The organism is Candidatus Cyanaurora vandensis (assembly GCF_013285555.1).
GTDB classification, from domain to species: domain Bacteria; phylum Cyanobacteriota; class Cyanobacteriia; order Gloeobacterales; family Anthocerotibacteraceae; genus Cyanaurora; species Cyanaurora vandensis.
Window position 1 is genome coordinate 16,017 of record NZ_JAAXLT010000174.1, and the last position, 22,739, is coordinate 38,755.

The 22,739-nt window shown below is 56.0% G+C and carries 24 protein-coding genes and 2 pseudogenes; 12 read left to right on the top strand and 14 right to left on the bottom strand.

Annotated features, from left to right (window positions below; all coding sequences use genetic code 11):
* Nucleotides 1-174: 174 nt before the first annotated feature.
* Nucleotides 175-822, bottom strand: coding sequence for a hypothetical protein (locus HFM78_RS12170; protein ID WP_287129717.1), 648 nt, complete (start codon nt 820-822; stop codon nt 175-177).
* 58 nt (nt 823-880) lie between these two features.
* Between HFM78_RS12170 and HFM78_RS12175 the strand changes: the two genes are divergently transcribed.
* The gene (locus tag HFM78_RS12175; protein WP_287129718.1) at nt 881-1,894 is read left to right on the top strand and encodes a radical SAM/SPASM domain-containing protein; all 1,014 of its coding nucleotides are present in this window, start codon (nt 881-883) and stop codon (nt 1,892-1,894) included.
* A gap of 77 nt (nt 1,895-1,971) precedes the next feature.
* Nucleotides 1,972-2,595 carry a response regulator transcription factor gene (locus HFM78_RS12180; RefSeq protein ID WP_287129719.1) on the top strand — a complete coding sequence of 208 codons (624 nt, stop codon included), beginning with the start codon at nt 1,972-1,974 and terminating at the stop codon, nt 2,593-2,595.
* Here the strand turns inward: HFM78_RS12180 and HFM78_RS12185 are convergent.
* Nucleotides 2,592-3,491 (bottom strand): DUF4434 domain-containing protein, encoded by a 900-nt coding sequence (locus tag HFM78_RS12185; RefSeq protein WP_287129720.1) that lies wholly within the window; start codon nt 3,489-3,491, stop codon nt 2,592-2,594. The genes HFM78_RS12180 and HFM78_RS12185 overlap by 4 nt on opposite strands.
* A gap of 32 nt (nt 3,492-3,523) precedes the next feature.
* Between HFM78_RS12185 and HFM78_RS12190 the strand changes: the two genes are divergently transcribed.
* From HFM78_RS12190 to accD, 3 genes and pseudogenes are all read left to right on the top strand, one after another.
* A complete protein-coding gene (locus HFM78_RS12190) occupies nt 3,524-4,147 on the top strand; it encodes a riboflavin synthase (protein ID WP_287129721.1) in 624 nt (207 codons plus the stop codon).
* A gap of 36 nt (nt 4,148-4,183) precedes the next feature.
* Nucleotides 4,184-5,062 carry a M48 family metallopeptidase gene (locus HFM78_RS12195; protein ID WP_287129722.1) on the top strand — a complete coding sequence of 293 codons (879 nt, stop codon included), beginning with the start codon at nt 4,184-4,186 and terminating at the stop codon, nt 5,060-5,062.
* 36 nt (nt 5,063-5,098) lie between these two features.
* Nucleotides 5,099-5,953 (top strand): annotated as a pseudogene (gene accD, locus HFM78_RS12200) (acetyl-CoA carboxylase, carboxyltransferase subunit beta); the annotation flags it as partial.
* Here accD and HFM78_RS12205 read toward each other — a convergent pair.
* The 5 genes from HFM78_RS12205 to HFM78_RS12225 form a co-directional block, all read right to left on the bottom strand.
* Nucleotides 5,913-6,326 (bottom strand): hypothetical protein, encoded by a 414-nt coding sequence (locus HFM78_RS12205; protein WP_287129724.1) that lies wholly within the window; start codon nt 6,324-6,326, stop codon nt 5,913-5,915. The pseudogene accD and the gene HFM78_RS12205 sit on opposite strands and share 41 nt — an antisense overlap.
* Nucleotides 6,319-7,020: an orange carotenoid protein N-terminal domain-containing protein gene (locus HFM78_RS12210; protein WP_287129725.1), complete on the bottom strand. Its 702-nt coding sequence runs from the start codon at nt 7,018-7,020 to the stop codon at nt 6,319-6,321. Before HFM78_RS12210 ends, HFM78_RS12205 begins: the two co-directional genes overlap by 8 nt.
* Nucleotides 7,021-7,811: 791 nt before the next feature.
* Nucleotides 7,812-8,168: a hypothetical protein gene (locus HFM78_RS12215; protein WP_287129726.1), complete on the bottom strand. Its 357-nt coding sequence runs from the start codon at nt 8,166-8,168 to the stop codon at nt 7,812-7,814.
* A gap of 211 nt (nt 8,169-8,379) precedes the next feature.
* Nucleotides 8,380-8,778 (bottom strand): hypothetical protein, encoded by a 399-nt coding sequence (locus HFM78_RS12220; RefSeq protein ID WP_287129727.1) that lies wholly within the window; start codon nt 8,776-8,778, stop codon nt 8,380-8,382.
* 365 nt (nt 8,779-9,143) lie between these two features.
* A complete protein-coding gene (locus tag HFM78_RS12225; protein WP_287129728.1) occupies nt 9,144-9,965 on the bottom strand; it encodes an Rpn family recombination-promoting nuclease/putative transposase in 822 nt (273 codons plus the stop codon).
* A 166-nt stretch (nt 9,966-10,131) separates the two neighbouring features.
* On the opposite strand from HFM78_RS12225, the gene HFM78_RS12230 reads away from it, so the two are divergent.
* Genes HFM78_RS12230 through HFM78_RS12245 form a run of 4 tightly spaced genes read left to right on the top strand, consistent with a single transcriptional unit; the run spans nt 10,132 to nt 13,699 of the window.
* Complete coding sequence (locus HFM78_RS12230) at nt 10,132-10,602, top strand: hypothetical protein (RefSeq protein WP_287129729.1); 471 nt, start codon at nt 10,132-10,134, stop codon at nt 10,600-10,602.
* A gap of 2 nt (nt 10,603-10,604) precedes the next feature.
* Nucleotides 10,605-11,537 carry a sulfotransferase gene (locus tag HFM78_RS12235; RefSeq protein WP_287129730.1) on the top strand — a complete coding sequence of 311 codons (933 nt, stop codon included), beginning with the start codon at nt 10,605-10,607 and terminating at the stop codon, nt 11,535-11,537.
* 21 nt (nt 11,538-11,558) lie between these two features.
* A complete protein-coding gene (locus HFM78_RS12240) occupies nt 11,559-12,497 on the top strand; it encodes a sulfotransferase (protein ID WP_287129731.1) in 939 nt (312 codons plus the stop codon).
* Nucleotides 12,497-13,699 (top strand): hypothetical protein, encoded by a 1,203-nt coding sequence (locus HFM78_RS12245; RefSeq protein WP_287129732.1) that lies wholly within the window; start codon nt 12,497-12,499, stop codon nt 13,697-13,699. The genes HFM78_RS12240 and HFM78_RS12245 overlap by 1 nt, the downstream gene beginning before the upstream one ends.
* A gap of 3 nt (nt 13,700-13,702) precedes the next feature.
* On the opposite strand, the gene HFM78_RS12250 is transcribed toward HFM78_RS12245, so the two are convergent.
* Both HFM78_RS12250 and HFM78_RS12255 read right to left on the bottom strand, forming a co-directional pair.
* Nucleotides 13,703-14,311: a BON domain-containing protein gene (locus HFM78_RS12250; RefSeq protein WP_287129733.1), complete on the bottom strand. Its 609-nt coding sequence runs from the start codon at nt 14,309-14,311 to the stop codon at nt 13,703-13,705.
* A 91-nt stretch (nt 14,312-14,402) separates the two neighbouring features.
* Nucleotides 14,403-15,707, bottom strand: coding sequence for a hemolysin family protein (locus HFM78_RS12255; RefSeq protein ID WP_287129734.1), 1,305 nt, complete (start codon nt 15,705-15,707; stop codon nt 14,403-14,405).
* Between the two features lie 107 nt (nt 15,708-15,814).
* Between HFM78_RS12255 and HFM78_RS12260 the strand changes: the two genes are divergently transcribed.
* Complete coding sequence (locus HFM78_RS12260; protein WP_287129735.1) at nt 15,815-16,507, top strand: M50 family metallopeptidase; 693 nt, start codon at nt 15,815-15,817, stop codon at nt 16,505-16,507.
* On the opposite strand, the pseudogene HFM78_RS12265 reads toward HFM78_RS12260, so the two are convergent.
* The 4 genes and pseudogenes from HFM78_RS12265 to psbH all read right to left on the bottom strand — a co-directional run bounded on the left by HFM78_RS12265 (nt 16,504) and on the right by psbH (nt 20,360).
* Nucleotides 16,504-17,076: pseudogene (locus HFM78_RS12265) on the bottom strand (Uma2 family endonuclease). The gene HFM78_RS12260 and the pseudogene HFM78_RS12265 overlap by 4 nt on opposite strands.
* Nucleotides 17,077-17,079: 3 nt before the next feature.
* Nucleotides 17,080-19,785, bottom strand: coding sequence for a translation initiation factor IF-2 (gene infB, locus HFM78_RS12270; RefSeq protein WP_287129736.1), 2,706 nt, complete (start codon nt 19,783-19,785; stop codon nt 17,080-17,082).
* 12 nt (nt 19,786-19,797) lie between these two features.
* Entirely contained in the window at nt 19,798-20,079 is a 282-nt protein-coding gene (locus HFM78_RS12275) for a YlxR family protein (RefSeq protein ID WP_287129737.1), read from the bottom strand.
* Nucleotides 20,080-20,165: 86 nt separating this feature from the next.
* Entirely contained in the window at nt 20,166-20,360 is a 195-nt protein-coding gene (gene psbH / locus HFM78_RS12280; RefSeq protein ID WP_287129738.1) for a photosystem II reaction center phosphoprotein PsbH, read from the bottom strand.
* A gap of 69 nt (nt 20,361-20,429) precedes the next feature.
* Between psbH and psbN the strand changes: the two genes are divergently transcribed.
* The gene (gene psbN, locus HFM78_RS12285) at nt 20,430-20,561 is read left to right on the top strand and encodes a photosystem II reaction center protein PsbN (RefSeq protein WP_287129739.1); all 132 of its coding nucleotides are present in this window, start codon (nt 20,430-20,432) and stop codon (nt 20,559-20,561) included.
* The gene (locus tag HFM78_RS12290; protein WP_287129740.1) at nt 20,562-21,365 is read left to right on the top strand and encodes an ATP-binding protein; all 804 of its coding nucleotides are present in this window, start codon (nt 20,562-20,564) and stop codon (nt 21,363-21,365) included.
* Here HFM78_RS12290 and HFM78_RS12295 read toward each other — a convergent pair.
* Nucleotides 21,366-22,739: TolC family protein (locus tag HFM78_RS12295; protein WP_287129741.1), on the bottom strand; the 1,374-nt coding region annotated here is incomplete at its 5' end.

Genomic DNA, 22,739 nt, shown 5'->3' on the forward strand with positions numbered 1-22,739 from the left:
AAAAGCAGTGCTTCTTGTGGCGGTAAGTTCTGAGCGAAGCTAGGTAGTAGGGACTACCACGCTAGGTTCTTTAGTGAAATGAGTAGTGTTTGGGACTCGTCGGCTAGTCCCAGAGACTCGGGCAGTAGGCTCTGAGAACAGTGAGGGGCTTTAGCTGTAGGGGGTTAAGCAGTCCTAGAATTCTGGACCTTGAACTAGCGCATTTAGACCCAACTGTTGTAGAGCAATCACCATTTGTTGAACATTCTCGGGGCGACTGAAGGCTCCGACTTGGATGTAGGTCTGGCCCTGCCACTGCCTTTGGAAAGCCCCATTCACCTGTTGTTGCAACTCAGCAGAACGCTGGTAGTCCTGAGCCGGGACTAAAACCCGGGTCATGGGGACGTAGGGACTGGGTTCTGCGACCGGGATTGTGGGTAAGTTGATGAGCGTCTGGGTCAGAGGCAGCGTGGGGACAGTAGCGAGGGCGGCGATGCGCTGAGGAGGGCGAATGGGGGGAACCTGAGCGAGCATGGGAGCCTGGACCCGAATAAAGGCCGCGAGGCCCTGTTGTTTGAGGCGGTTTGTTAAGACTTGGGCGTTGAGACCATCCCGGAAAGCTCCGGCTTGAAGATACCGCCGTCCTTTGCTGCGTCGGGCGAGGACTTGGGGTACGACTTGTTTGAGCTTGAGGGTAGTGCGCCGACTCGCGGGCACCCAGACATAATAGGTCGGGCTAGAGACCGCTGCGACTCGAATCTGCCCCGCCTGGGCCATGGGAACCCAGCCAGCCACGAGCAGGACAGTCCACAGGATGAAGTAGAACAGGCGACGAGTCAGCATAGCAGGAGCCTCCAGCACTTGGACCCAGGGTACCATTGGACCAGAACTGTGACTAGCCGTGCGCGTCCATATCGAACTGACCAGTCAATGCAACTTCAACTGTGCCTTTTGTCCCGAGGCTAACTTGCTGCGGCCTAAACAGGCGATGTCCTGGGACCTATTGACCAAAATCCTGCAGGAGTTGGCCCAGAGTGGACGGGCGCGGTATATCACTTTTCATGTCCTAGGCGAACCGCTGTTGCATCCCCGGTTTTTTGAGGCGGTGGCCCTGAGTCTAGAACTGGGTCTCAAGCTACACCTGACGACCAATGGCAGTACCTTGGCCTTGCGTCCCACGGATGGACCCCGCTTGGTGGATCTCCCCATCGCCAAGGTCATCCTGTCACTGCAAACCCCCGATGCAGCCAGTTTTCAGTTGCGGGGGGCCCCAGCCCGACTCAGTGCCGAACGCTACTTCGCGGGCATCCTGACCTACCTCCAGCAACACCAAGTGAGTAGTTCCCCGACCAAGGTTCATCTCAAGTTCATGGATACCAGCCCCCATCCTTTCCTAGTCCCCGAACGGCCCTTGCATATCCTGGATGACCGCGCTGCCTTAATCCGTGAGATGACCCGCTGGTTAGTGGCATTGGGCGAAACGGCAGATTTGAGTCGCTTGAAGTTGGGCCGTTGGAACATCCTCCCGGTCCATGAACGTCTGTTTCTGGAATCCTTTCCCCTCGACAACTGGGGCGGACAGGTCTACCCGGCCCACTGGGGCTACTGCAATGGCGCGGCAGAGCAGGTGGGTATCCTTCAGGACGGACGAGTGGTGCCTTGTTGTAAGGATTATGAGTGCGCCATCCCCCTCGGTGACCTCCACACTAAGACCCTAGAGCAAATCCTCACGGGTCCGGTGGCCCAAGAACTGCGCTCAGGTTTTAACCGTGGACGGGTCAATCATCCCCACTGTCAACACTGTCTGGGTGCAGATACCCCGACTAAAGCCGTATTCCGGCAGGTGGCCTCAGTCGTTTATTTCAAGGTTTACCAACCGCTCCACCGCACCCTAGGGCAGCCCCTAGAGAATTAATTCACCATAACTTGACATAATTTAGTGTTGTAAGGTCGAGTATAAACATAGGTAGAAGTACTGGAGGCTGACAAGTTATGGCAGGGTTGGCGCGGAAGTTATTGCTGGTGGATGATGACTCCTTATTCACGAGTTTGATGTCAGATTTTTTGACGGATTTGGGCTACGGCTTGGTGGTGGGCGGTGACGGGGTGGAGGGGCTGGCCCTAGCCAAGCAGCACGCGCCCGAGTTACTGATTGCCGATATCATGATGCCCAAGATGAACGGATTTGAGTTGGTCCAGACCCTACGCGCAGATAGTCGTTTCCAGGGGTTGCCCATCATTATGCTCTCCGCGAAAGGAGAGACCGTTGACCGGATTCGTGGCCTGCATTCGGGGGCCGATGCCTATCTCGTCAAGCCTTTTGAACTTGACGAGTTGACGGCTCTGCTCGAAGCTCTCCTGCGTCCCCGTAACCTCTCTAAAGTTGCACCACGAACGATACCCAGTGATTCCCTTGCCTCCTCTGAAAACTTGACTCCCACAGAGCATTCGGTTTTACAACACTTGGCTGTGGGAATGCTCAATAAAGAGATTGCCAAGAAGATGTGTCTGAGTACCCGTACTGTCGAGAGCCACGTCCACAGTATGCTCCAAAAAACCACCCTCACCAACCGCACCGCCTTAGCGCGTTGGGCCATGGAAGCTCAGATCGTCTAGCTCTTCAAAAGCCATTCCCGGTAACGTTCGTGGAGGTGATGGGCAGCAGGATAGACCGAATTGGGGCTGAGGAAGTGCGAAAACTCAAAGGTGATGAGTTTATCTACGCCAGCTTGACGGGCGGCTTCGAGTTTGTAGCGTAACTTGGGCCAGGCGATGGGCGGGAATTTAATTGGCATATCCCGGTCAAAGGTCTCGACATTGGACCAGGAGGTGAGGCCGTACTTGCGGGCTAGTCTACCGTTGAGGGCCAGATATGCGGGGAGGTCGTGGTAATCTACCTGTCCGTCCTGGAAGGCGACGATATCCACTAAGCCCTGGATACGGCTGAAGACCTGCTCCCATTCCTGCTCGTGCTGGCGCAAGGTGATGGCTGCTGCGAACTGTTTGTTACCCCGGATGTAGGGAGAGATAAGGATAGGGAGTTTTTTGAAATCACTCAAATGACGGGCCAACTGTTCGTACACCTGCATCACCCCTTCATCGAAGGTATTGATCTCGTGACTGATGTACCAACCCTGAAAGGCGGGGTGCTGTCCATAGCGGCCCCATACTTCATCAGCAAGGGCCAAATTGATGTCCACTTCCTGTTGATACTGGCCCTGATGCCAATGGACCCCAGAATCGTAGGTCCCCAAAAAGAAGACCATCCCGTGCTGTTGGGCTAAGTCTAGAAATAATTGGATGAGGTCTTCTTGGACCAAGAGGATGGGGTGAATCTGGCTGAGGACGCGGGAAGGGAAGGTAGCTTGGTTCTTGTAGCCCGCCCGGATGAGGATGACGGTATCAATCCCGACCTGTTGCATCGCTTGGAAATCCCTGGCCCATTCCCGCGCTCCCCAGTTGGCGGCAGGGATATCATGGCTAATTTCGTCTAAGAAGGTCCCGGTGAGCATAGGCTAGGGAGGATGGGTGTCTAGGATTATACGTGTTCACTGGACTGATTGAAGAAGTGGGCCGGGTAGAAGCGGTCCAGGGGGAACGGTTGGTCCTCCGCGCCCGTAAGGTCCTCGAAGACATTGCCCTAGGCGACAGTATCAGTGTGGATGGGGTCTGTCTGACCGTAGTGCAGTTCCAAGCGGGACAGTTCAGTGCCCAAGTCTCGGATGAGACCCTGGACCGGACCAATCTGGGGAGACGAACGAACGGGAGCCCGGTCAACTTAGAACGGTCCCTGCGGGTGGGTGGCAAGGTGGGCGGACATTTCGTGACCGGGCATATTGATGGCACGGGGCGACTTGAGGCGCGGGTCCGGCAGGGGGAGTTCTGGGAGATGACTTTCTGGGCACCGCCTGCTTGTCGGCGTTACCTCGCGCCCAAGGGTAGTATCAGCGTGAATGGGGCCAGTCTCACCGTGGCCCGTTGTACGGAGGAATATTTCACCGTGGCAGTCATCCCCTACAGTCTGGAACAGACCAATCTACAGACCCTCGCGCCCGGTGAGGCAGTGAATCTAGAGGGGGATGTACTAGCGAAGTATGTAGCTAGGTTGATGGGGCAACAAGTAGCCAACGTCGACCTGGATTTTTTGACGGAACATGGGTACAGCTAGTTGGGGCACACTAAAACAAGTTTGGACCTGACCGCGATGAATGTTACTACCTCCACTTCTGCCCCATGGTCCCGTTGGCTCAACCCCCTAGTGCTGGTCAGTTTGACCTTGGCGGTGGTCCTTTACCAGTGGCCCCGCTCGGACCCCGCCCAACGCTCCACCGCAGTCCTGACCGCGCCGCCCGTCTTGCCGCGTCCTGAGGTAGCCCGTTTTCTGGCCTTTGGGTTGACTAGTCTGTGGGCGGATTGGTACTGGTTACAATTTGCTCAGTATTTCGGGGATGCCCCGGCCCGTGAATTGACCGGGTATGACTACAGCGACGATTACTTAGAACTCATTACCCAGCTTGATCCCCGCTTCGTCTCGGCCTACACAGCGGCGAGTTTTGCCATGGCCCAATCCCAACAGGACCCCGATGGAGCTTTAGCCTTGATGCGGCGGGGGATTGACTATAACCAGGGCGTGGACCTGCCGCTCAAGTGGGACCTCTACCGCGCCTATGCCGGAGTTGCTTTTTTGTACAAGAATGATTACACGACGGCGGCTCGTTACTTTGAGGAAGCGGTCAGTCTCCCCGGTGCGCCCTTGGTGTTGAAAGCATTTGCAGCGGCTTTTTATCGGGCGGGTGATGATTGGGAACGGGCGATCCCGCTCTGGATTGACGTGTACTTGACCAGCCCCACCCCGCAAGTGAAAGGCCGCGCCCGTCATCAGCTAGAGCGCATGGGCGTGTGGCTGAACCTCTGGGGACCCCCGCCAGCCCGACGCACCCCCGACCCGGCCCTACTTAAATTCCTCAAGCTCGGTGAATGTAGCCAAAAATCTTTCCCCGCCGTCCCCCTACCCGGCTTTCAAGCCAGTTATGTCCCCTTGGCCCAGGTCCGCACCGCTTGTTCTAGTAGACAGACTCCCTAAAATCGTTACAATACCTAGGAACCTTGGGGAAACACCGTGTCCCTGCTGGATTGGTTTGAAACTCGCAAAAAAGAAGTCCAGTCGCCCGTCCCCCAACCCCAGCAACAGCGGGAAATCGCCGAGGGTTTGTGGACCAAATGCCGTGGCTGCGGTACCTTGCACTACACCAAAGACTGGGAAATTAATCAGCAGGTCTGCTCTTCCTGTGGCTACCACGCTATGGTCGGCTGCCGTCAACGCATCGAACAACTGATGGACCCAGACACCTGGGAACCCCTCGATGAGCTAGTGTGCTCGCTGGACCCCCTCCAGTTCACGGATCTGCGCCCCTATAGCGAACGCATTCGTAAATCCTTGCAGTCCACAGGACTTACTGATGCCGTCTTGACGGGTGTAGGCCGGGTCCTGGGTAAACCCTTGGCCTTGGCGGTGATGGATTTCTCCTTCATGGGCGGCAGTATGGGTTCGGTGGTGGGCGAAAAGATTGCCCGACTGACGGAAATTGCCACCCAACGCTCTTTACCCCTAGCGATTTTCACCGCCTCAGGAGGAGCAAGGATGCAAGAGGGGGTCTTGAGTCTGATGCAGATGGCGAAGACCTCAGCAGCCCTAGAGCGGCACCGCAGTGCCCGTCAACTCTACATTGCCGTCTTGACCCATCCCACCACGGGGGGCGTGACCGCGAGTTACGCCATGCTCGGCGATGTAACCCTGGCAGAACCGGGCGCGATGATTGGCTTCACTGGACCGCGCATCATTGAGCAGACCCTCAAGCAAAAGCTCCCCGAGGGTTTCCAGACTGCCGAGTACCTGATGGAACATGGCTTTGTGGATATGGTCGTGCAGCGGGCTAAACTCCCGGCGACCCTGGTCCGGTTGTTGAGTCTGCATGGGTACTGAGGGGTTTTAGGCTCAAGAGTTCCTTGGCTGAGGCCAAGAGACGCACCCGTAGGTAATCAATCTGCCCGTCTCCTAGCTGGAAAGTCCATTCCACGCGCACCCCAAAAGCCGGAGCCTGCACAAATCCCAGCACGACGGGAGCCTCGGCTGGACCCGTCACGGTCTCGGGGTGGCAGGTCATCCCTTGGGCTTTGGTGGCAAGATAACGATGAATCGCGCCGTTACCCTGAATCGGACCGTCCAAGGGGGCATGGAGGATACCCTGGATACCAAACAGGGCGGCTACCTGCTCCAGGCAGCCCCCATTTATCCCCAAGAAGTAATCCCGGACCAAAGGCAGGTCCGAGAAGAGAGGATCAACCACGTTGGGCAATACCCGAGGGTTCGTTAGGTTCAACCGGGCTGCTGCCCATGCGGTTGGCGATATCCCGGAAGAAAGTGATCTGTTGCTCGAAGTCGAGGTTCTTCACCGCTTCAAAGGACTTGTTGCCCGCATCCGTGAGTTCATAGCCTTCTGGTACGCCAGTTACATCGCCGCCCATGCGCTGAGCGATGAGATACCAAATGGCGAGTTTATTGTTCTCGGTTTGGCTGCTGTAGGCACGGCTCAAGGGGATGTCGTCGCCACGCACGATGGCACGTTGGGCTTCGAGTTGATCATCACCCTTGGCTAAGCTATTGAACTCGGTGAAGAAACCGCTGGCAAGCTCGGTATTCGCCGCGCCGAGAGCTGCTGGAGTCACGGATTCACCCATTTCACGGTAGAGGAAGTAGAAAACGGCTAGTTTATCGTCCACGGATAACCCATCAAATTGGTTATCGGAGGAGCGCACGTCTTCAGAGCGGATCTGTTCGGGCGGCACATCGTTCATCAGTTGGTCAACGATGTCAGAAATTTCTTGGGAGGAGACGCCGCTACCCGTGGCTGGGGCTGTGGTTGTACTCGCGTCGGTATCATAGGCTTGATCGCGGGGATGCTCAACGCCACGGTCATAGGCTTGTTCAACCATTGCCGAGATCTCTTGCTGGGACTTAACCGGGTCAGTGCTCTGGGTCATGAGTGGTACCTTTTTTGACACAATCTCAAAATAGCTGTTTCATATATACCTCTCCTTCTCTCCCAAGTTAGACAAGCTTCCGAATCCCTGTGTTATGCTGGGTCAGTGACGCGGGGTAGAGCAGCCTGGTAGCTCGTCGGGCTCAGACCGCAATTCAGGGGCAAGGGTTTCGTCGAACACTTGCTACACCAAACCTGATTCTGCCATGGGCTGTGCAGGGAGAAATCCTTGTATGAATCCTGCCAAATTCGGGGAAGCCTCTGACGGGGTAATCCCGAGCCAAGCCTCAGTAATGAGGAAGGTGTAGAGACTTGATGGCAGGCACCCACACAGGTAATGCTGAGGGTGAAGGGAAAGTCCAGACCACAAACTGCGCAAGCAGGCAGCGGAAGCTGTAGTGGTACGCATAACCCGAAGGTCACTGGTTCAAATCCAGTCCCCGCAACCAACAAAGTAAAGTGCCAACAGTCTTTCGGACTTGTTGGCACTCTTGCTTTTATGGTGTTTAATTACTATTTTCCCATCACTATCGGTATAGAAATGCAACAACCCCAAGTCAATCCCAACTTGTGTACCGGTCTCTGGCTGGGGTTCTGAGCGTTCTATGGCAATACAGAATTGCACATAGTAGCCATCGGTTCGACGCACTATCCGTACTCTTTTAATCTGCTCCACTGCATAGAAACTTAAATCCCTTGTACCGATTAGCCTAAAACATCCTGCATTATTTTTATCGGTGAGGGTTATACGTTTACGGTCGTCAGATAACTTCCATCCGGTAGTTTTATATTCTACTGACCGAGTATTTTTCTTGAACTGTGGATAGCCTTTCTTGCCGCGAGTTTGTTTATTGCAGTTATCATAAAACCTGGAGATAGCAAACCCGCCCGTTCAATACTGGCCTGTCTAGCCTGCGAGTTAAGTTTAGCTGCCCATTCATATTCTTGTGCTAAATCAGGACAGAGCTTATACAAATCATTCTTATTTAGCCCCTGATTATCCAGCCAATAACGCAGGGCTTTATTACGAATAAATTGAGCCGTACGGATGGCTGCATCTAGCTTGCCATACTGTTCGGGTTTTCCTTGAAGCTTTGATTGGAGGATTACCCTGGGGCACAGGGAAAGGGTGGGCCGACAACGGCCCACGAACGCTTGAGGAGAGTCGATAGGCTTCCGTGGCCGGAGGCCATGCCGCTACGCATCAAGAGGTAACTCTAGGGCTTCTAACTGTTGTAGAAGTTCGGCTTCCCCCTGGACGCGGGCGGCCTGGTCCAGGATGGTGCGGGCGCAGCTTGCTGTAGCTTGTCCGCTCTATGGAGGGGTTAGGCGTCGGAGAATGCGCGGGAGTATTCACTTCTCATTCCACCTTTCGTAGTTTGGAGTACAGGTGCAAGTAGGTCTTGCCCAAGTGGTCTTCTAGCTCCTCGATGTTCTCGCCTTGCACCGGGCCCATTAGGATGGCGCCGCTCCCCTTGCCTTGCCTTGCAACTACAGGAGGAAGACGGCGTTCGCGGTCTACCGCATAACCAGGAATGCCGGAGTCAGCCGATCGATTAAAGCCCTTAACGCAAAAGAGTGCAAAGCCGAGAAGCTCCTGGTCTTTGGAGAGTTTGCGATACAAGGAATTATGATTCGAGGGACCGCCGGATTTGGCACCGTAGTAGAGCTCTAGGTAGAGACCATTAGGAACGAGCGGCGCTGCTGACGCCGCAACCGAAACAAGCGCGAGCACCAACGCGGAATTCAGCTTGAGCATTTGATGGATTCCGAAGCGACTGATGGATGTGCGGCGCCTAACCAGTGATTAGACAGTTTCTGGATATCTTCACGGGAACTGGATATCTTCACGGGGAGAGGATCACAGGATTTGTGCAGGATATCACGTGCCGAACCTGACCCTGATGACCGCCTGTAATACTGGCGAGGCATAGCCTAAAAACGGGAACACTAGATAACCTCTCGGAACTCTTCGGGAAGCTTACAGCCCCTCTGCCCCATACCCTGTCAGGCACAGGCGTGGTGGGGGACCAAAGCGGAAGAGGTAAGGCAAAGGACAAGAGAGCATTTTAGTTCTTGCTCCCCTACCTCACGTGGTGGGGTAGGGGCTGGGGGTAGGGGGCCTCAAGGCTGTACAGACTGGACTTGCGCCACGCTCAGCCCCAGAATTTGCGCCGTCTCCTCGACTGAGAAGCCTCGTGCCAAGAGCGCGGGAACAGCTTCGAGTTTGCCTTCGAGTTTGCCTTCGAGTTTGCCTTCCTTTTTGCCGCGAACTACCCCAGCTTGCTCCCCTTCTACCCGGCCTTCTTCCTTGGCCTCTTGGTATACCCGCGTTTTGCTAAGCTCTGTGAGTCCGAATGCCATCTCTAATTCCCTCCGCTCGCGCTCTGGAAACTTGTACACCAATAATGTACTCAATAATTCCAGAATCTTCTCCTGGGCTAACCCTTGCTCCACTTCCGCTTGGACCCGTTGCACCACCTGCGCCACCCGCCGCTGTAGCTGGGGCTTGGATACCACTACCAGTTGTAGGATGTTTAACCGCAAGGAGCCGGGCTGTTGCGCTATCGGCTTGAGGTACAACCGATGGAGTAGGCCGCTCTCTTCAAAATTCTGGTAAAAAACGGGTACCCCAGGGTCCAGACTGGGACGGGCGAATAGCACTACGGCTCGCCAATCTCCGTAGTAGCGTTTCTGCTTGAGATAAAGGGCAATCTCACCAAAGAGACGGAGGTAGAAGTGCTTATCTTTTTGGAATTGACACTCCAGGAAGTAGAGGGGTAGTCCTGGGTGAGCGGGTAGGAGCAGACCGTCAAAGCGGAAAGTGACTTGTTTAACTTCCTGGGTCTCAAAACGGTAGGAAGGGACGGGGGGTTGACCGAGCAACTCCAGGAGCAAGGTGGGATAGAGGCGGAATAATTCGTAGAGGATGGTATCGGTTTTCATCGGTGGGCTGGGGGTTTGCAGGAATTGTACCCTCCGGTCATGGTGTCGTCATCGCTGCCCCTAAGAAAGGGGCTATTTGAGGGGTCTGAAAACTTAAGGTTTGTGCAAACGAGCAAAGTTAACGAACGTTGCTATGATGTACCGTGACCAAACCGAGCAGGTCCCCATGGCGCAAGATACGCAAAAACAGCAAGAAGTGCTGGAGCGGCTGAAGCAACGCTGGACAGCCCACGCCGAGGCCCTCCACCCGGATGCGGTCGCCGAAGATACTGCCACTGAAGAACTAGCCCTGAACGCCGATGGCTATCCCGAGACGGGGGAACTCAACCGCTTTTTGATTGAAGTCGAGCAGTTTATTCCGATCCTCACCCCCAACCCTGAACGGGCCAATGTCCGTCTCAATGCCCGTAAACTAGCCTCCTCCAGCTTTGTTGGCAATCTCGTCCAATGGTTGGGCGGGACGGAGTTTGACCCGGAGACCTCGACCACCACCCTTGAAGAACTGGAACAACGTATCCAAGAAGTTAAGTTGTTTCGGGACTTGCTCAAGGGCCTACTCACCGAGGTCCAAATGGAAGTTGATGGCCTCGATTCTCTGATCCAGATTCGTCTAGCTCAAAAAACCCCAGGCGGCTAACCATGCGCGTACCGCAACCGCTTATCATCCTCTCGCCTCCTAGGGGCTTCTCGTCAGTGGTCTCCACGGTCATCGGACAACACCCCGAACTCTATGGCTTCCCGGAACTCAATATCTTCCTGGGCGACCAGATGTCCGACATCAAAAATTACTTCCGGGGCACCTATCCAGGGGGCTTGCTCAGAACAATTGCCGAACTCCACGCTGGCGAACAGACGCTCGCCACGGTCCTGGATGCCTATGCTTGGTTGGAACAACGGTTGGATTGGCCTACCAAAAAGATGTACGACTACATCCTCTACTGCATCGCGCCCAAGATTGGGGTCGAGAAGAGCCCGCGCACCTGCACCAAACCCAAACACCTCCAGCGCACTTACGCCTACTACCCCAAAGCCTACTACCTGCACCTGACCCGTAACCCGGTCGCCGCCCGTAAATCCATCCGCGAGTTCGCTGAGGCCATGCGCCGCAAACGGGAGAAATATTCCGATGCGGAAGCCTACGCTGACAAGATTGCCATGTTTATTCATGACCCGGTGCTGATGATGGTCTGGTACCGGATGCACGACAACATTCTCAAGCTCACGGCTGAGCTACCCGTGGGCCAGACGATGCGGATTCGCGGGGAGGACGTGTTGTCGGAGCCGGAATTTTATTTGACCCAGTTGGCGGCTTGGATGGGAATTCGCACCGACGCGGAGGCGATTGAGGAGATGAAACACCCCGAGAACTCGCCCTACGCCTGTCCCGGCCCCGCACCTCTGGCCCCCGGTGGCAACGACGGGAAATTTATGCGGGACCCCTACTTGCGGGTGGGCAAGATTAAAGAAGCCTCCGTTCACAAAGAGATTGAGAAAGCCGGCTTGCTCAAAACCTGGGGTGAAGACTTTTCCAAACGCTTCCTCCGCATGTCCGGCACCATCGGCTATTACTAACCATCTACCCCAAACCCAACCATGGCTGACAAAAGACTCCTGATTATCCTTTCGCCGCCCCGGGGTTTCACATCGGTGGTCTCGACCATGATTGGGCAACACCCGGACCTCTACGGCTTCCCAGAACTGAACTTGTTCTTTAGGGACACGATTGAGGAGACGATGTATCTCCACGTCAAGTCCCGGAAAGAGGGCCTGTTCCCCTACCCCGATGGTCTCCTGCGGACCCTGGCTCAACTCCACGACGGCGTGCAGACCACTTGGACGATTTATAAAGCGGTCACTTGGCTAGAGAAACGGCTCCACTGGACCACCAAAAAACTCTACGACTACCTCCTCGATCTAATCCATCCCAAGATTGGCGTCGAGAAAACCCCCGGTACCGCCACAAAAATCGCCAACATTGAGCGGGCACATCTCTACTATCCCCAAGCCCATTTCTTGCACTTGACCCGCCATCCCATCTCCGCCAAACGCTCCATGGAAGAGTTCTACGAGGAGAAGCGCAAGCTCGAAGAGAAATCCAAAGTAGATACCGTTTCCCAAGTCTTGCCCCTAGAGATTGTAGATACCCGGATGTGGTACCACATGCACCGCAACATCTATAACTACACCGACACGATGGCCTTGGGTCAATGTATGCGGGTGAAGGGCGAGGACCTGCTCTCGGAGCCGGATCTATACCTCAAGCAGGTCGCTGAATGGCTGGGGGTCAGGAGTGACCCCGAGGCGGTCGAGGCGATGAAACACCCGGAGACCTCCCCCTACGCCAAGGTCGGTCCGTTCCCAGCTTGGGCCGGGAACGACGGTAAATTTATGCGCGACCCCAAGCTCAGACCAGGCCGGATCAAGGAACCTTCTTTGAAAGGCGAGATCGAACACGGTAATATGCGCGGGGTCCTCGGTGAGGACTTCATGGCTCGCTTCTCCACACTCACACGGAAAATGGGGTACTGCTGATGGTTATGCAACTCAACACCGCCGTGGCCCGCTGCACGCTGATGGGTGCCGATCACACTCAGGAACGTCTGGCGGGGACCATTGCCTGCGCCCATGCCCAGTTCCAGGGCCGTCTGTACCTGAGTGTCCTCTACGCTTTCCTAGAGGGCGACCAAGACCGGGGGAAGGTCCTTTGCTACACGGGTGAGACCTGGGAGACGGTCTTCCAAGCCCCATTCGTGGACGCTGAAGAGGGCTTCTTCCAGAGCTCTGAGGCTTTGTACAGCACAATGGCAGTTTTTCAAGGGACGACGGATACCGCACCCTGTCTCTATGTGAGCCTAGTCTCGGTGGTCGGGGCCTTGTTACTGCGCTCCGAAGACGGGACAAATTTTGAAATCCTGCGCGAGGATAGCCTGGGTACACCGGGTCTATTGGGTTTACGCAAACTGTTGGTGGTCGGGGACCGGCTCTATGCCCTGGCGTTGGGCACGACAGAGGAGACGCCGACGGAATGGAGTGAACTTCCCAGTATTTATGTCACCCACGATCTCCAGGCTGGGGATTGGCAGACTGTTAGTACCGCCAACTTTGGGCAGTCCACCAATGAGGGCATCGCTGAGATCGGGGCGTTTGAGGACCAGATTTTCGCCGCCACTGTCAACCGTGAGGATGGTTGCCAATTGTGGCGGTCAGCTCTGACGGACGGGGACTGGCAGGAAGTATTCATCAAAGGGGCAAGCCGATTTGTCTTGAACCAATTAGTGACCGGGATGGCGGCCTTTCAGTCGGATTTGTACATGGTGACGGGGATCTCGCCCTTGAGCTTGATGGAGGCCAAGGAGTTTAACTTCGTTGCCCCCGAGGTCCTGCGCGTCCACCCCGACAACAGCTGGGACCTGATTTCTGGGACACCACGCTTCAGTCCCTACGGCTTGAAAATACCCCTGAGTGCCCTAGGACCGGGCTTCAACGAGCCGACCAACACGCGGATGCCCTTCCTTCTAGCCCACCAAGACAGGCTCTATGTGGGGACCCAGGGGTTCAAAGGTTTCCAGATGTGGTCTTCCGCCGATGGCGAGGACTGGTCGCCAGTGGAGTTAGAGGGGGTCCGCCAGAAACGAATTTTGACTGCCCGTTCTACGCCCCTCGGTCTAGTCCTGGTCCTGGATATCGGGACGGAGCAGCACACGACGGGTTTGGAGATCTGGGTCGCCCAGTAATATTTATTGGACTTTGACCCGGGAGTGGACTTCTTTGACTCCACTCACCCCACGGGCCAAGGCCACGACTTGGCTAGCTTCGGTTTGGCTGGAGACTCGGCCCTGGACGGTCACAACCCCGGCGGTGGACTGGACGGTGAGTGCCCGTTCGGGGAGGTTGAGTTCGAGTTGGTTACGGACTTTGCTGGCGAGGTCAGCGTCAGCCGTACTGATCCCCTGGGTTGCGGCTTCTCGTTGCTCGATGGCGCGGGTATCAGATTGTAATTGGCTCTGACGGACTGGGCTGGTGGCATCTTCACGGGCAGCGGCGGAGTCATTGGTAGTAGCGGTCTGGTCCTGTTCAGAAGTCATCGTCTCCGTGCGTTCCGTCGGGGCGAGGTAATCAGGCCGTTTCTCCGCAGTGGCGACATTTTCGCCCGTCTGCCCGCCTTGGACCAAGGCACGACCAGCGGCTTCATTTAGCTCGCGGGCATCTTCACCAGCGGCGACTTGGCGTTGTTCGCCGTTGGCCTCGGTACGGGTCGTGGCACTACCTGCTTGTTCCCGGTTCCCGCCACAAGCAACTAAACTCAATGTCAAAAGTAACCCCATCCCCATGGTCAATCGTTGCATGAGCCAGCCTACAAAACGTTCAGGTATATCCTAAAAATTCTGATGCTGACTTAGCCTCTTTCCTGAGGGGGTAAGTTGGACCGGACCCCATTTAAGTTTCATCCGCTACAGAAACCAAGCGTTCGATGCGGACTTGGCGAGATTCAAGGACCGTGACTATGACCTCACTGTCGGGGACCGTCACGGAATCCCCAGGCAGAGGCGGACGTTGGAGGTATTGATGGAGCAGACCGCCCACAGTCACATGGTCGTCACGGGGCAGTTCGAGGTCAAGTTCGTTATTGACGACGGCTAGGTGGGCGTGGAGTTTGAAGACCCCACTCTGGGGACCCAGGCGTTTGAATTCCTGTTCTTCCTCCACGTCATACTCATCGCGGATCTCCCCGACAATCTCTTCGAGGAGGTCTTCGAGGGTGACGAGCCCCACGGTCCCGCCGTACTCATCACAGACAATCGCCATGTGGCGGCGGTCGCGTTGCATCTCACGGAGGAGTTCAGAGGCTGATTTAGATTCTGGGATAAATGTCACGGCACGGAGCAATTCCTTGACTTTCTGGGCATCTCCCAACTCAGGCCGCCATTCGCGTAGCAGGTCCTTGGTATGGAGAATCCCGATGATATTGTCAATTACTTTGTCAAAGACAGGTAGACGGGTGTAATCGGTCTGCCCGGCCAGTTCCCGCGCCGCAATGAGGGATTGCTGGGCTTCGATGGCGACAATCTGGACCCTAGGGACCATCAGGGTCCGTACACTCAGATCCCCTAACTCCACCACCCCGAACAGCATTTTACGTTCCTGCTCGTTGACCTCCCCACTGTCCCGGGCAAACTCAATCATCGTCTTGATCTGGTCCGTGGTCACCGCTCGGTCGGCATTGTGGATGGGATTACCCGTGGCCCGGAGCAAAATATTAGTCAAAAAGCTGAGGAGTTTGACAAAGGGTGAACCTATCTTGGAGAGCCATTCCAAGGGGGGTGCAACGAATAGCGCAATCCGCTCGGGGTAGAGTAGAGCAATTTTTTTGGGGAATAGCTCCCCCAGGACTAGGGAGAGGACCGAGACCCCCAAGGTCACCAGGATAAAAGCGGCATTCGTACTCACCTCACCCAGAAACGGCTCTAAGGCTAGGGCCAAGGGCACGGATAAACCCACGGCGGCATTAGCTGAGGTGAAAAAGGCCGCAAACGTGACTCCCACCTGAATCGTTGCCAACATCCGGGTGGTATCCTCAGTCAGCCGTTCCACGGCCTGAGCAGCTTTGTCCCCTTTGTCTAAAAGCTGTTGCAACCAAGTCCGGTCAACTGAGACAATCGCAATCTCGGCGCAGGCGAAAAAAGCGTTGATGACGACGAGAAGGGCAATGATGCCTATTTCTGTGCCTATTTCAGCAGCCATTGTGTCCTGGAGTAACTCATCTCAGTCAGCGCACCTCCCCATAATACGCCACCTTCCTAGCCCACGGGGTTCCTTCGCTAGACTGGGGAAATGTTCTGGCTTAAGCGATGCAAACTACCGCGCCAACGACCACCCTCCGCACCGCCCTCAACCCGACAACAATCTTGGTCATCCTGGGCTTAGCCCTGGGGTGCAGTTTATTTTTATGGGATAACCCCTTGTTGTTGCCCCTCAAAGTGTTTACGGTCTACATCCATGAAGCCTGTCATGCCCTAGCATCTATTTTGACGGGAGGACGGCCCCTGACCTTGCAGGTGAGCTTGAATGAGTCGGGACAGGTCTTGAGCCGGGGTGGTTTCTTCCCAGTAGTGGCCTCGGGGGGTTATGTGGGGACAGCAGCAATTGGCGCGATTTTGATTGCCCTGAGTCGCCATCCGTACCTCCAAAAAGCCTTTGTCGCTCTACTCTGTGGGCTATTGCTCTATCTGACGGCGACGGTCCTCCAGATTTGGCAGTGGGAATTCTGGGCCGGGGCGTTGCTGGCGGTAAGTTGGCTCTGGTTCAACCTCAAGGTGCCGCAGTTGGCCCTGTTCTTGAATCTTTTTATCGGTAGTTTCTTGTGTGTTTACTCTGTCCATGACTTCCAGGACTTTTTCTATGCCGTGCAGTCTACCGACGCGGGTATCCTGGCGAACGGTTTGGGGCTGCCCTTTCTGGCTTGGCCCATTGCCCTCATCTGGATCGTTCTCAACCTCACCATGATGTCGCGCGCTATCAGCTACGCTCTCAAGTCACATTAGAGAAAAAATTCTCTGACCGTAAAGCTAACCGTGGGGACCGCTAGGGGTTCAAGGGTCATGGTCTCGGTCAGGACACGCAACAGCCCATAACCCGCACTTCCCGGCTCGCGAAAAACCTGTAGTTCCCGGGCTTGTACGTCTAGGACCCAGTATTCACCAAGGCTGAACCGGGCATAGAGCTTAGATTTCACTTAAACGTCAAAAAGTAAACTGGAATTGGCGACTTCAATCAGTAAATAAATATCCTCGGCCCTGGGATGGTGGTCACTGTATTCCCCCGGATTAGGTCTAACCACGGTGATGTCAGGTTCTGGCTCTGTATCGTTGCTCAGGCTGATAGGCAACTGTAGACAAACATCTACGGCTTCTCCTAGCCGACGATTTAATATCTTACTGGCTCTTCTAATCACGCTAGCGTGAAGGGGATCCTGGGGGCTCATCTGTATGATTTGTCCATCAATGAGTTCCGTACGCTCCTCAGGTCCTAACATCCCGACTTCAGCCATGCGGTAGTATTCTGCCACCGTCCAACGGCGTAGACTAACCGCAGGCTGACGTAAGGTTGTCATCAGTTACACCAAGGAACGTTTGCGCGTGACCATGCGGAAGGTCTCGATGAGATCGCTCTCTTCCCAGTTGCTGAACTGGTCGGAGCCAACCCCGCACTCAAACCCAGTTGCTACTTCACGGGCATCATCCTTGAAGCGTTTGAGCGAATCCACTTGTCCCTCAAAGACAACTGCCTTGGCACGGCGGACGCGCATCTGACAGTTACGGATGACCTTACCCTCGCGGACATAACAACCAGCAATCTTGCCCAACTTACCGACGGGAATGACCTTGCGGACCTCCACAACCCCCAGCCTTTCCTCGACGAGTTCAGGCTCCAATAGACCTGCCATCGCGTCTTCGGCATCTTCGAGGAGTTTGTAGATGACATCATATTCGCGGATGTCTACCCCACTGTTGTCAGCCTGAGTGCGGGCGTTGGGGACAATCGTGGTGTTAAAGGCGAAGATTACCGCCCGGGAGGCCAACGCTAGGTCAATATCTGCTTCTGAAACCTCACCCGCTGCCGTCAGGAGAATCCGGAGCTGGACTTTGGTCTGGGGCAGTTTATTGAGTGACGCAATGATGGCCTCGACGGAACCCTGGACATCTGCCTTGAGGATCAAGTTGAGTTCCTTGAGTTCGCCTTCTTGGGCCTGGGCCGAGAGAGTCCCCAGACTGATGCGCCGGGTAGATAACTGGTTGTTGAGACGCAAGTTGCGGGAGGTCACGGTCCGCTCCTCGGAGATCCGGCGGGCCTCGCGTTCGTCGGCGTAGACCTCTAGCTCATCCCCAGCGGCGGGCACCTGCGAGAAACCCATCACTTCCACCGGGATCGAGGGAGAAGCGAGGGTCACGGGCTGGCCCTGGTCATCAAACATCGCCCGTACTTTACCCAGGACTGGACCGACCACGAAGGTGTCCCCGACACGGAGGGTCCCGTTTTGGACAAGAACCGTTGCCACGGGGCCTTTATTCTTGTCCAGGTGGGCTTCAATAATTGTGCCCTTGGCGTTGCGGTCGGGGTTGGCTTGCAAGTCGAGGATGTCAGCCTGCAAAAGCAACATTTCTAATAACAAGTCGAGGTTGATACGCTCACGGGCACTCACCGGGACCATGATCGTCTCGCCGCCCCATTCTTCGGGCACCAAGTTGTACTCAGCTAGTTCCTGTTTAACACGGTCAGGGTTGGCATCGGGCTTGTCTACTTTGTTGATGGCAACTACAATCGGCACCCCGGCAGCCTGGGCGTGGCTAATCGCTTCTTTGGTCTGGGGCATTACCCCGTCATCAGCCGCCACCACGAGGACGGCAATATCCGTGACCTTGGCTCCCCTCGCCCGCATCGCCGTAAAAGCGGCGTGTCCAGGCGTGTCCAGAAAAACCACCCGCCGGACGGTATCCCCGGTCGGCACAGGCACCACGTAGGCCCCGATGTGCTGGGTGATCCCGCCCGCCTCGCCTTGGGCGACTTTGGTGGTCCGAATGGCATCCAGAAGGGAGGTTTTGCCGTGGTCAACGTGACCCATGATCGTTACAACGGGCGGACGAATGAGGAGGTGGTCGAGGTCGGCTAAATCCAACATCTCGGTCTTGTGGGCATCTGCCACCACCCGGTCTCCGCGCTGGACCTCAAACCCGAGTTCAGCAGCAACCATCTCGGCGGTGGGGATTTCAAGGAGTTGGTTGATCGTCACCATGACGCGCTTGAGGAATAGGGCTTTAATCAGTTCCGTGGGCGGTAGGCGCATCTGAGCCGCCAAGTCTTGAATCGAGGTCGCACCCGTTAAGACAACGATTTTGGGGACGGTGGATTCTTCAACCGCACTGCCCCGTTGACTCCGGCCCACAGGACCACTACCGCCCCCGGAAGAACTACTACTCCCAGCCGGAATCGGACGACTCGGACCCTTACGCGGAGCCGGGGTGGAACGAGTGGGCGCACTGGGGGTTTTGGCGGTGGGACGACTGATGGCATGGCGCGGAGTCTCGGCTCGCGCCGGTTCGCCTGCTTTAGCCGGGGTTGCTGTCTTGCGCTTGCTCTTGGCACTAGCTTCCTCAGCCTCCTCCTCCTCTTCACGGCGAGTCCGTTTAGGCTTGAGGCCAGGGGGCGGCTCTACAGCAGTAGCGACTTTAGGTGTGGGCAGAGGGGGCAAGGGGAGTTCTACGGGCGCGACGGGGACTTCAACCACAGGCGGCGCGACAACGACGACCGGAGGCGTGGCTTCTACCTTGGGTGGTAATGCTTCCACCTTAGGTAAGGGGACTTCCACAGGGGCAGGAGGCGTAACCGCCACGGGTGGTGGGGGCAATTCCACGACGACGGGTTTTACTACGGGTTCGGGCAGGACTACGACCGGAACGGCAGGAGCCGGGATAACCTCAGCAACGGCAGGCACTGGCTCAGGTGCAGGGGCCACCACTAATTCTGCAGCAGGACGGACGACTGCATTGACGGGCGGACGGTACACCTGAAGAATTTGTTGCTTACCACGGGTATCCACCACCTCGGGGGACTTCGCCGCGATGGCAGGCTTGACTCCAGGTTTCATGCTCCCCGCACTCATCCGCGTTGTGCGGACAGCCTTACGAATTGCTTGGGCCTCTTCCTCGGTGATGGTGCTACTGTGGCTCTTGTAAGTGATGCCCAAGTTGTCACATATGACCAAAATATCCCGGTTTTCACGGTTAAGTTCTTTGGCTAAATCGTAAATTCTCACAGTTCGCATCAGCAATCCTCCCTATCCACCCGCAGGTGTTGTATTACTCACGCCTAACCTCATCCACAGTGCGTTGTATACCTCGGTGGGTACCCGGGCCTTGAGTACCTTACTGAGGCGGTCTTTGCGCTGGGCCTGCTTCAGACAGGGCAACGTCGGACACAGATAGGCGGAGCGTCCCATGCCCCAATCTAATTGTACTTGGTGAGAAGGCCAGACTCGGACAACCCGCCAAAAAGATTCTCTACCGTCCTTACGGCGGCAGGCTAAACAGGAGCGTGTCTGAATGATTGGTTCGGGCATAGCTTGACCGCTCTACCCTAACGCACTAACTTCCAATCGGAAAGAGGGACCCAGCGGCTCCCCATCCTTAGGTTATGACCGGACGACTAACGCCAGGGTGTGGTAATAAACCCAGGAACCGAGAGGGACCCGTTAAACAACTGAATGATGATGATTAAGAACAAACCAAACAGGACGATCAAAGCACCCATCACGGGGGTCGTTCCCCAGCCGGGGGAGGCTTTGCCGTATTCCGAGTTCAGGGGCTTGAGTTGGTCGCCTAACCAAGTGCGGATCGCCATGGGCTGCCTTTGGGACGGAAAATTTACATTGCGTATATTATAGAAGAGTAATTTAAAAAATTCCACACCATGATCCCCGCTCAAGTGATCATTTACGTCATTGTCGCCGCCCTGGTTGCCATCACGGGCTTTGCGGTCTACACAGCCTTTGGTCCGCCTTCCAAGGCTCTTGAAGACCCCTACGAGATGCACGAAGACTAGGTGGACGATTGGTCCTTCACGCGCTTCAATGAGACCCTCGGGCCCTTATTTACGCCTGAGCGCGGTCTGGTGATGGATTTGGCGGGCGTTCATTTTATTGATCCCTATGTAATCGCGGGTTTGGCGATGGCAGAACTGAGTCTGGAGCGGTCCATCGTCCTTTTGCATCCCGAGGCCCCGGTCCTCTCCTACCTGCGCCGGATGAATTTTCCCTACCGGGAGAATCGGACCCCGACCCAACCCACCCAAGACGAGGAGAGTCCAATTCTCCTAGAACTTTTTCGGATTCACTCGCGGGCAGATGGCGATACCGTTGCTCGTCAGGTCCTACACAGTCTGCAACAACGGCTGGGCTACACAGCTAAGCTGGCCCATACGGTTTTTGATGCCTTGAGTGAGGCTTTCCAGAATAGTTTGGAACATGGCGGCTGGGCTCCTCTAGTCATCATGCAGGTATTCCGTCGGCAAGACCCCCTCCATCAACGACTCGTCCTTGCGGTAGTGGATGCCGGGGTAGGCATTCCCCATTCGTTGCGCCAAAACCCGGCCTACAGCGAAGTCCGCACCGACCGTCAGGCCCTGCAACTGGCCTTAAAACAGGGGGTCTCGGGGGTAGCAACGGACCCAACGCGGGGTCAAGGATTGTGGCATCTCCAACAGATTTGTCAACGCTATGGGGGACGGCTGACGGTTCGTAGTGGTACAGCCCAAGTCTTCCGGGGTCCCGATAAGTTGCTATGGTTCCAGACCCCGCCGATCCCGGGGACCCAGTTGCGGCTGGAGTTATTTCATCTCCATCAATAACTACAGGATTCCTAGGGCGCGGCGGAGAGCAGCGAGGGCGCGATTGTAATCAACGATGGAGTTGAGTTGGTTGACGCGGGCTTGGGTCAAGTCCCGGTCAGCAATTAAGACATCGGTCTGGGTCCCTACTCCAGCCTCCAGACGCAGACGGGCCAAGACTAAACCTTCTTCGGCGGAGACCACAGCGGTGTTATTAGTCGCAATCCGCTCATTGGAAGTCTGCAACTGGGAAAAAGCACTCTCCACCCCAAAGCGCACACTGTTGAGGATATCCACATAACGGACACGGGCAGATTTGGCATCGGTAATGGCTTGGTCGGCTAGGGCACGGGCGGCCCCCCCATCAAAAATATTCCAGGTGACTTGTACGCCCGCGCTGTAGCCCGTGTAAATCCCCGAAACCCGGTCTAAGAAGTTGTCATAGGCTTCACCATTAACAAAAAGACTCACTTGAGGATGGATATTACCGTAAGCCGCTTCTTCCTGACCACGGGCCACCCCTTCGAGCGCAAGTTGCTGGTTGAGTTCGACGCGCTGACGGAAGGCTTGGAGGATGCTTTCTTCGAGACCCATCTGCCAATCTTCGCCGCGTGCCACGGGGTCCTCAGCCCGGACCTCCGTGGGCCGCTCAAAATTGAGGAGACGGGCCAAGTTCTGCTGGCTGACCCGTTGGTTATTTTGGAACTGGAGATTCTGTTGGACAGCGTTGGCGAGTTGGACATTAGCCTGGAGGACCGCAAATCGCGTCCCGGTCCCGGCGGTAAGCTGGGCTTGGGCATCGCGGAGGGTCGCCTCGGCGGACCGGACGGAAGCCGCACCAATCGTCAAGTTGCCATCGGCGGTCTGGAGGTCGTAGTAGGCGGTGATGATACTACTAATTAAATCTTGACGGATACGTTCATAGTCGAGGCGCGTGGACTGGAGACTCTGGGCGGCGGTGCGGATCTGACCGGAGACCAGCCCCCCAGAATAAACTCGCCAGTTGAGACTGACCTGACTCGTTAGGGGCGCACTCTCAGTGGAGTTGGAGAAACCGCCGGTATTGGTACCGCTGGTATTGACAAACGTCGCCCCCGACGAACTGGCACGAGCAGCGGCAGACTGACTGTAGGTCGAGGTCGCACTGAAACTAGCGGTGGGCGACAGTCCCGCCTCGGCACCCCGTACCCCAGCCTCACCACGCTCAATAGCAAGCTGGGCTAAGGCTAACTGGGGGCTGCGGGCGAGGGCAAGGGCGATCGCATCCTGAAGTTTGAGGGGACGGTTAACCTGGGCCTTAAGTTCAAAGGCCGTGTTGGGTAAAGGGGGTACTGTCGGCTCCAAGGGGGTCAGGTTCGTAGCGCCGGGGCTGGCAGTCTGGGCGGAGACGGGAAT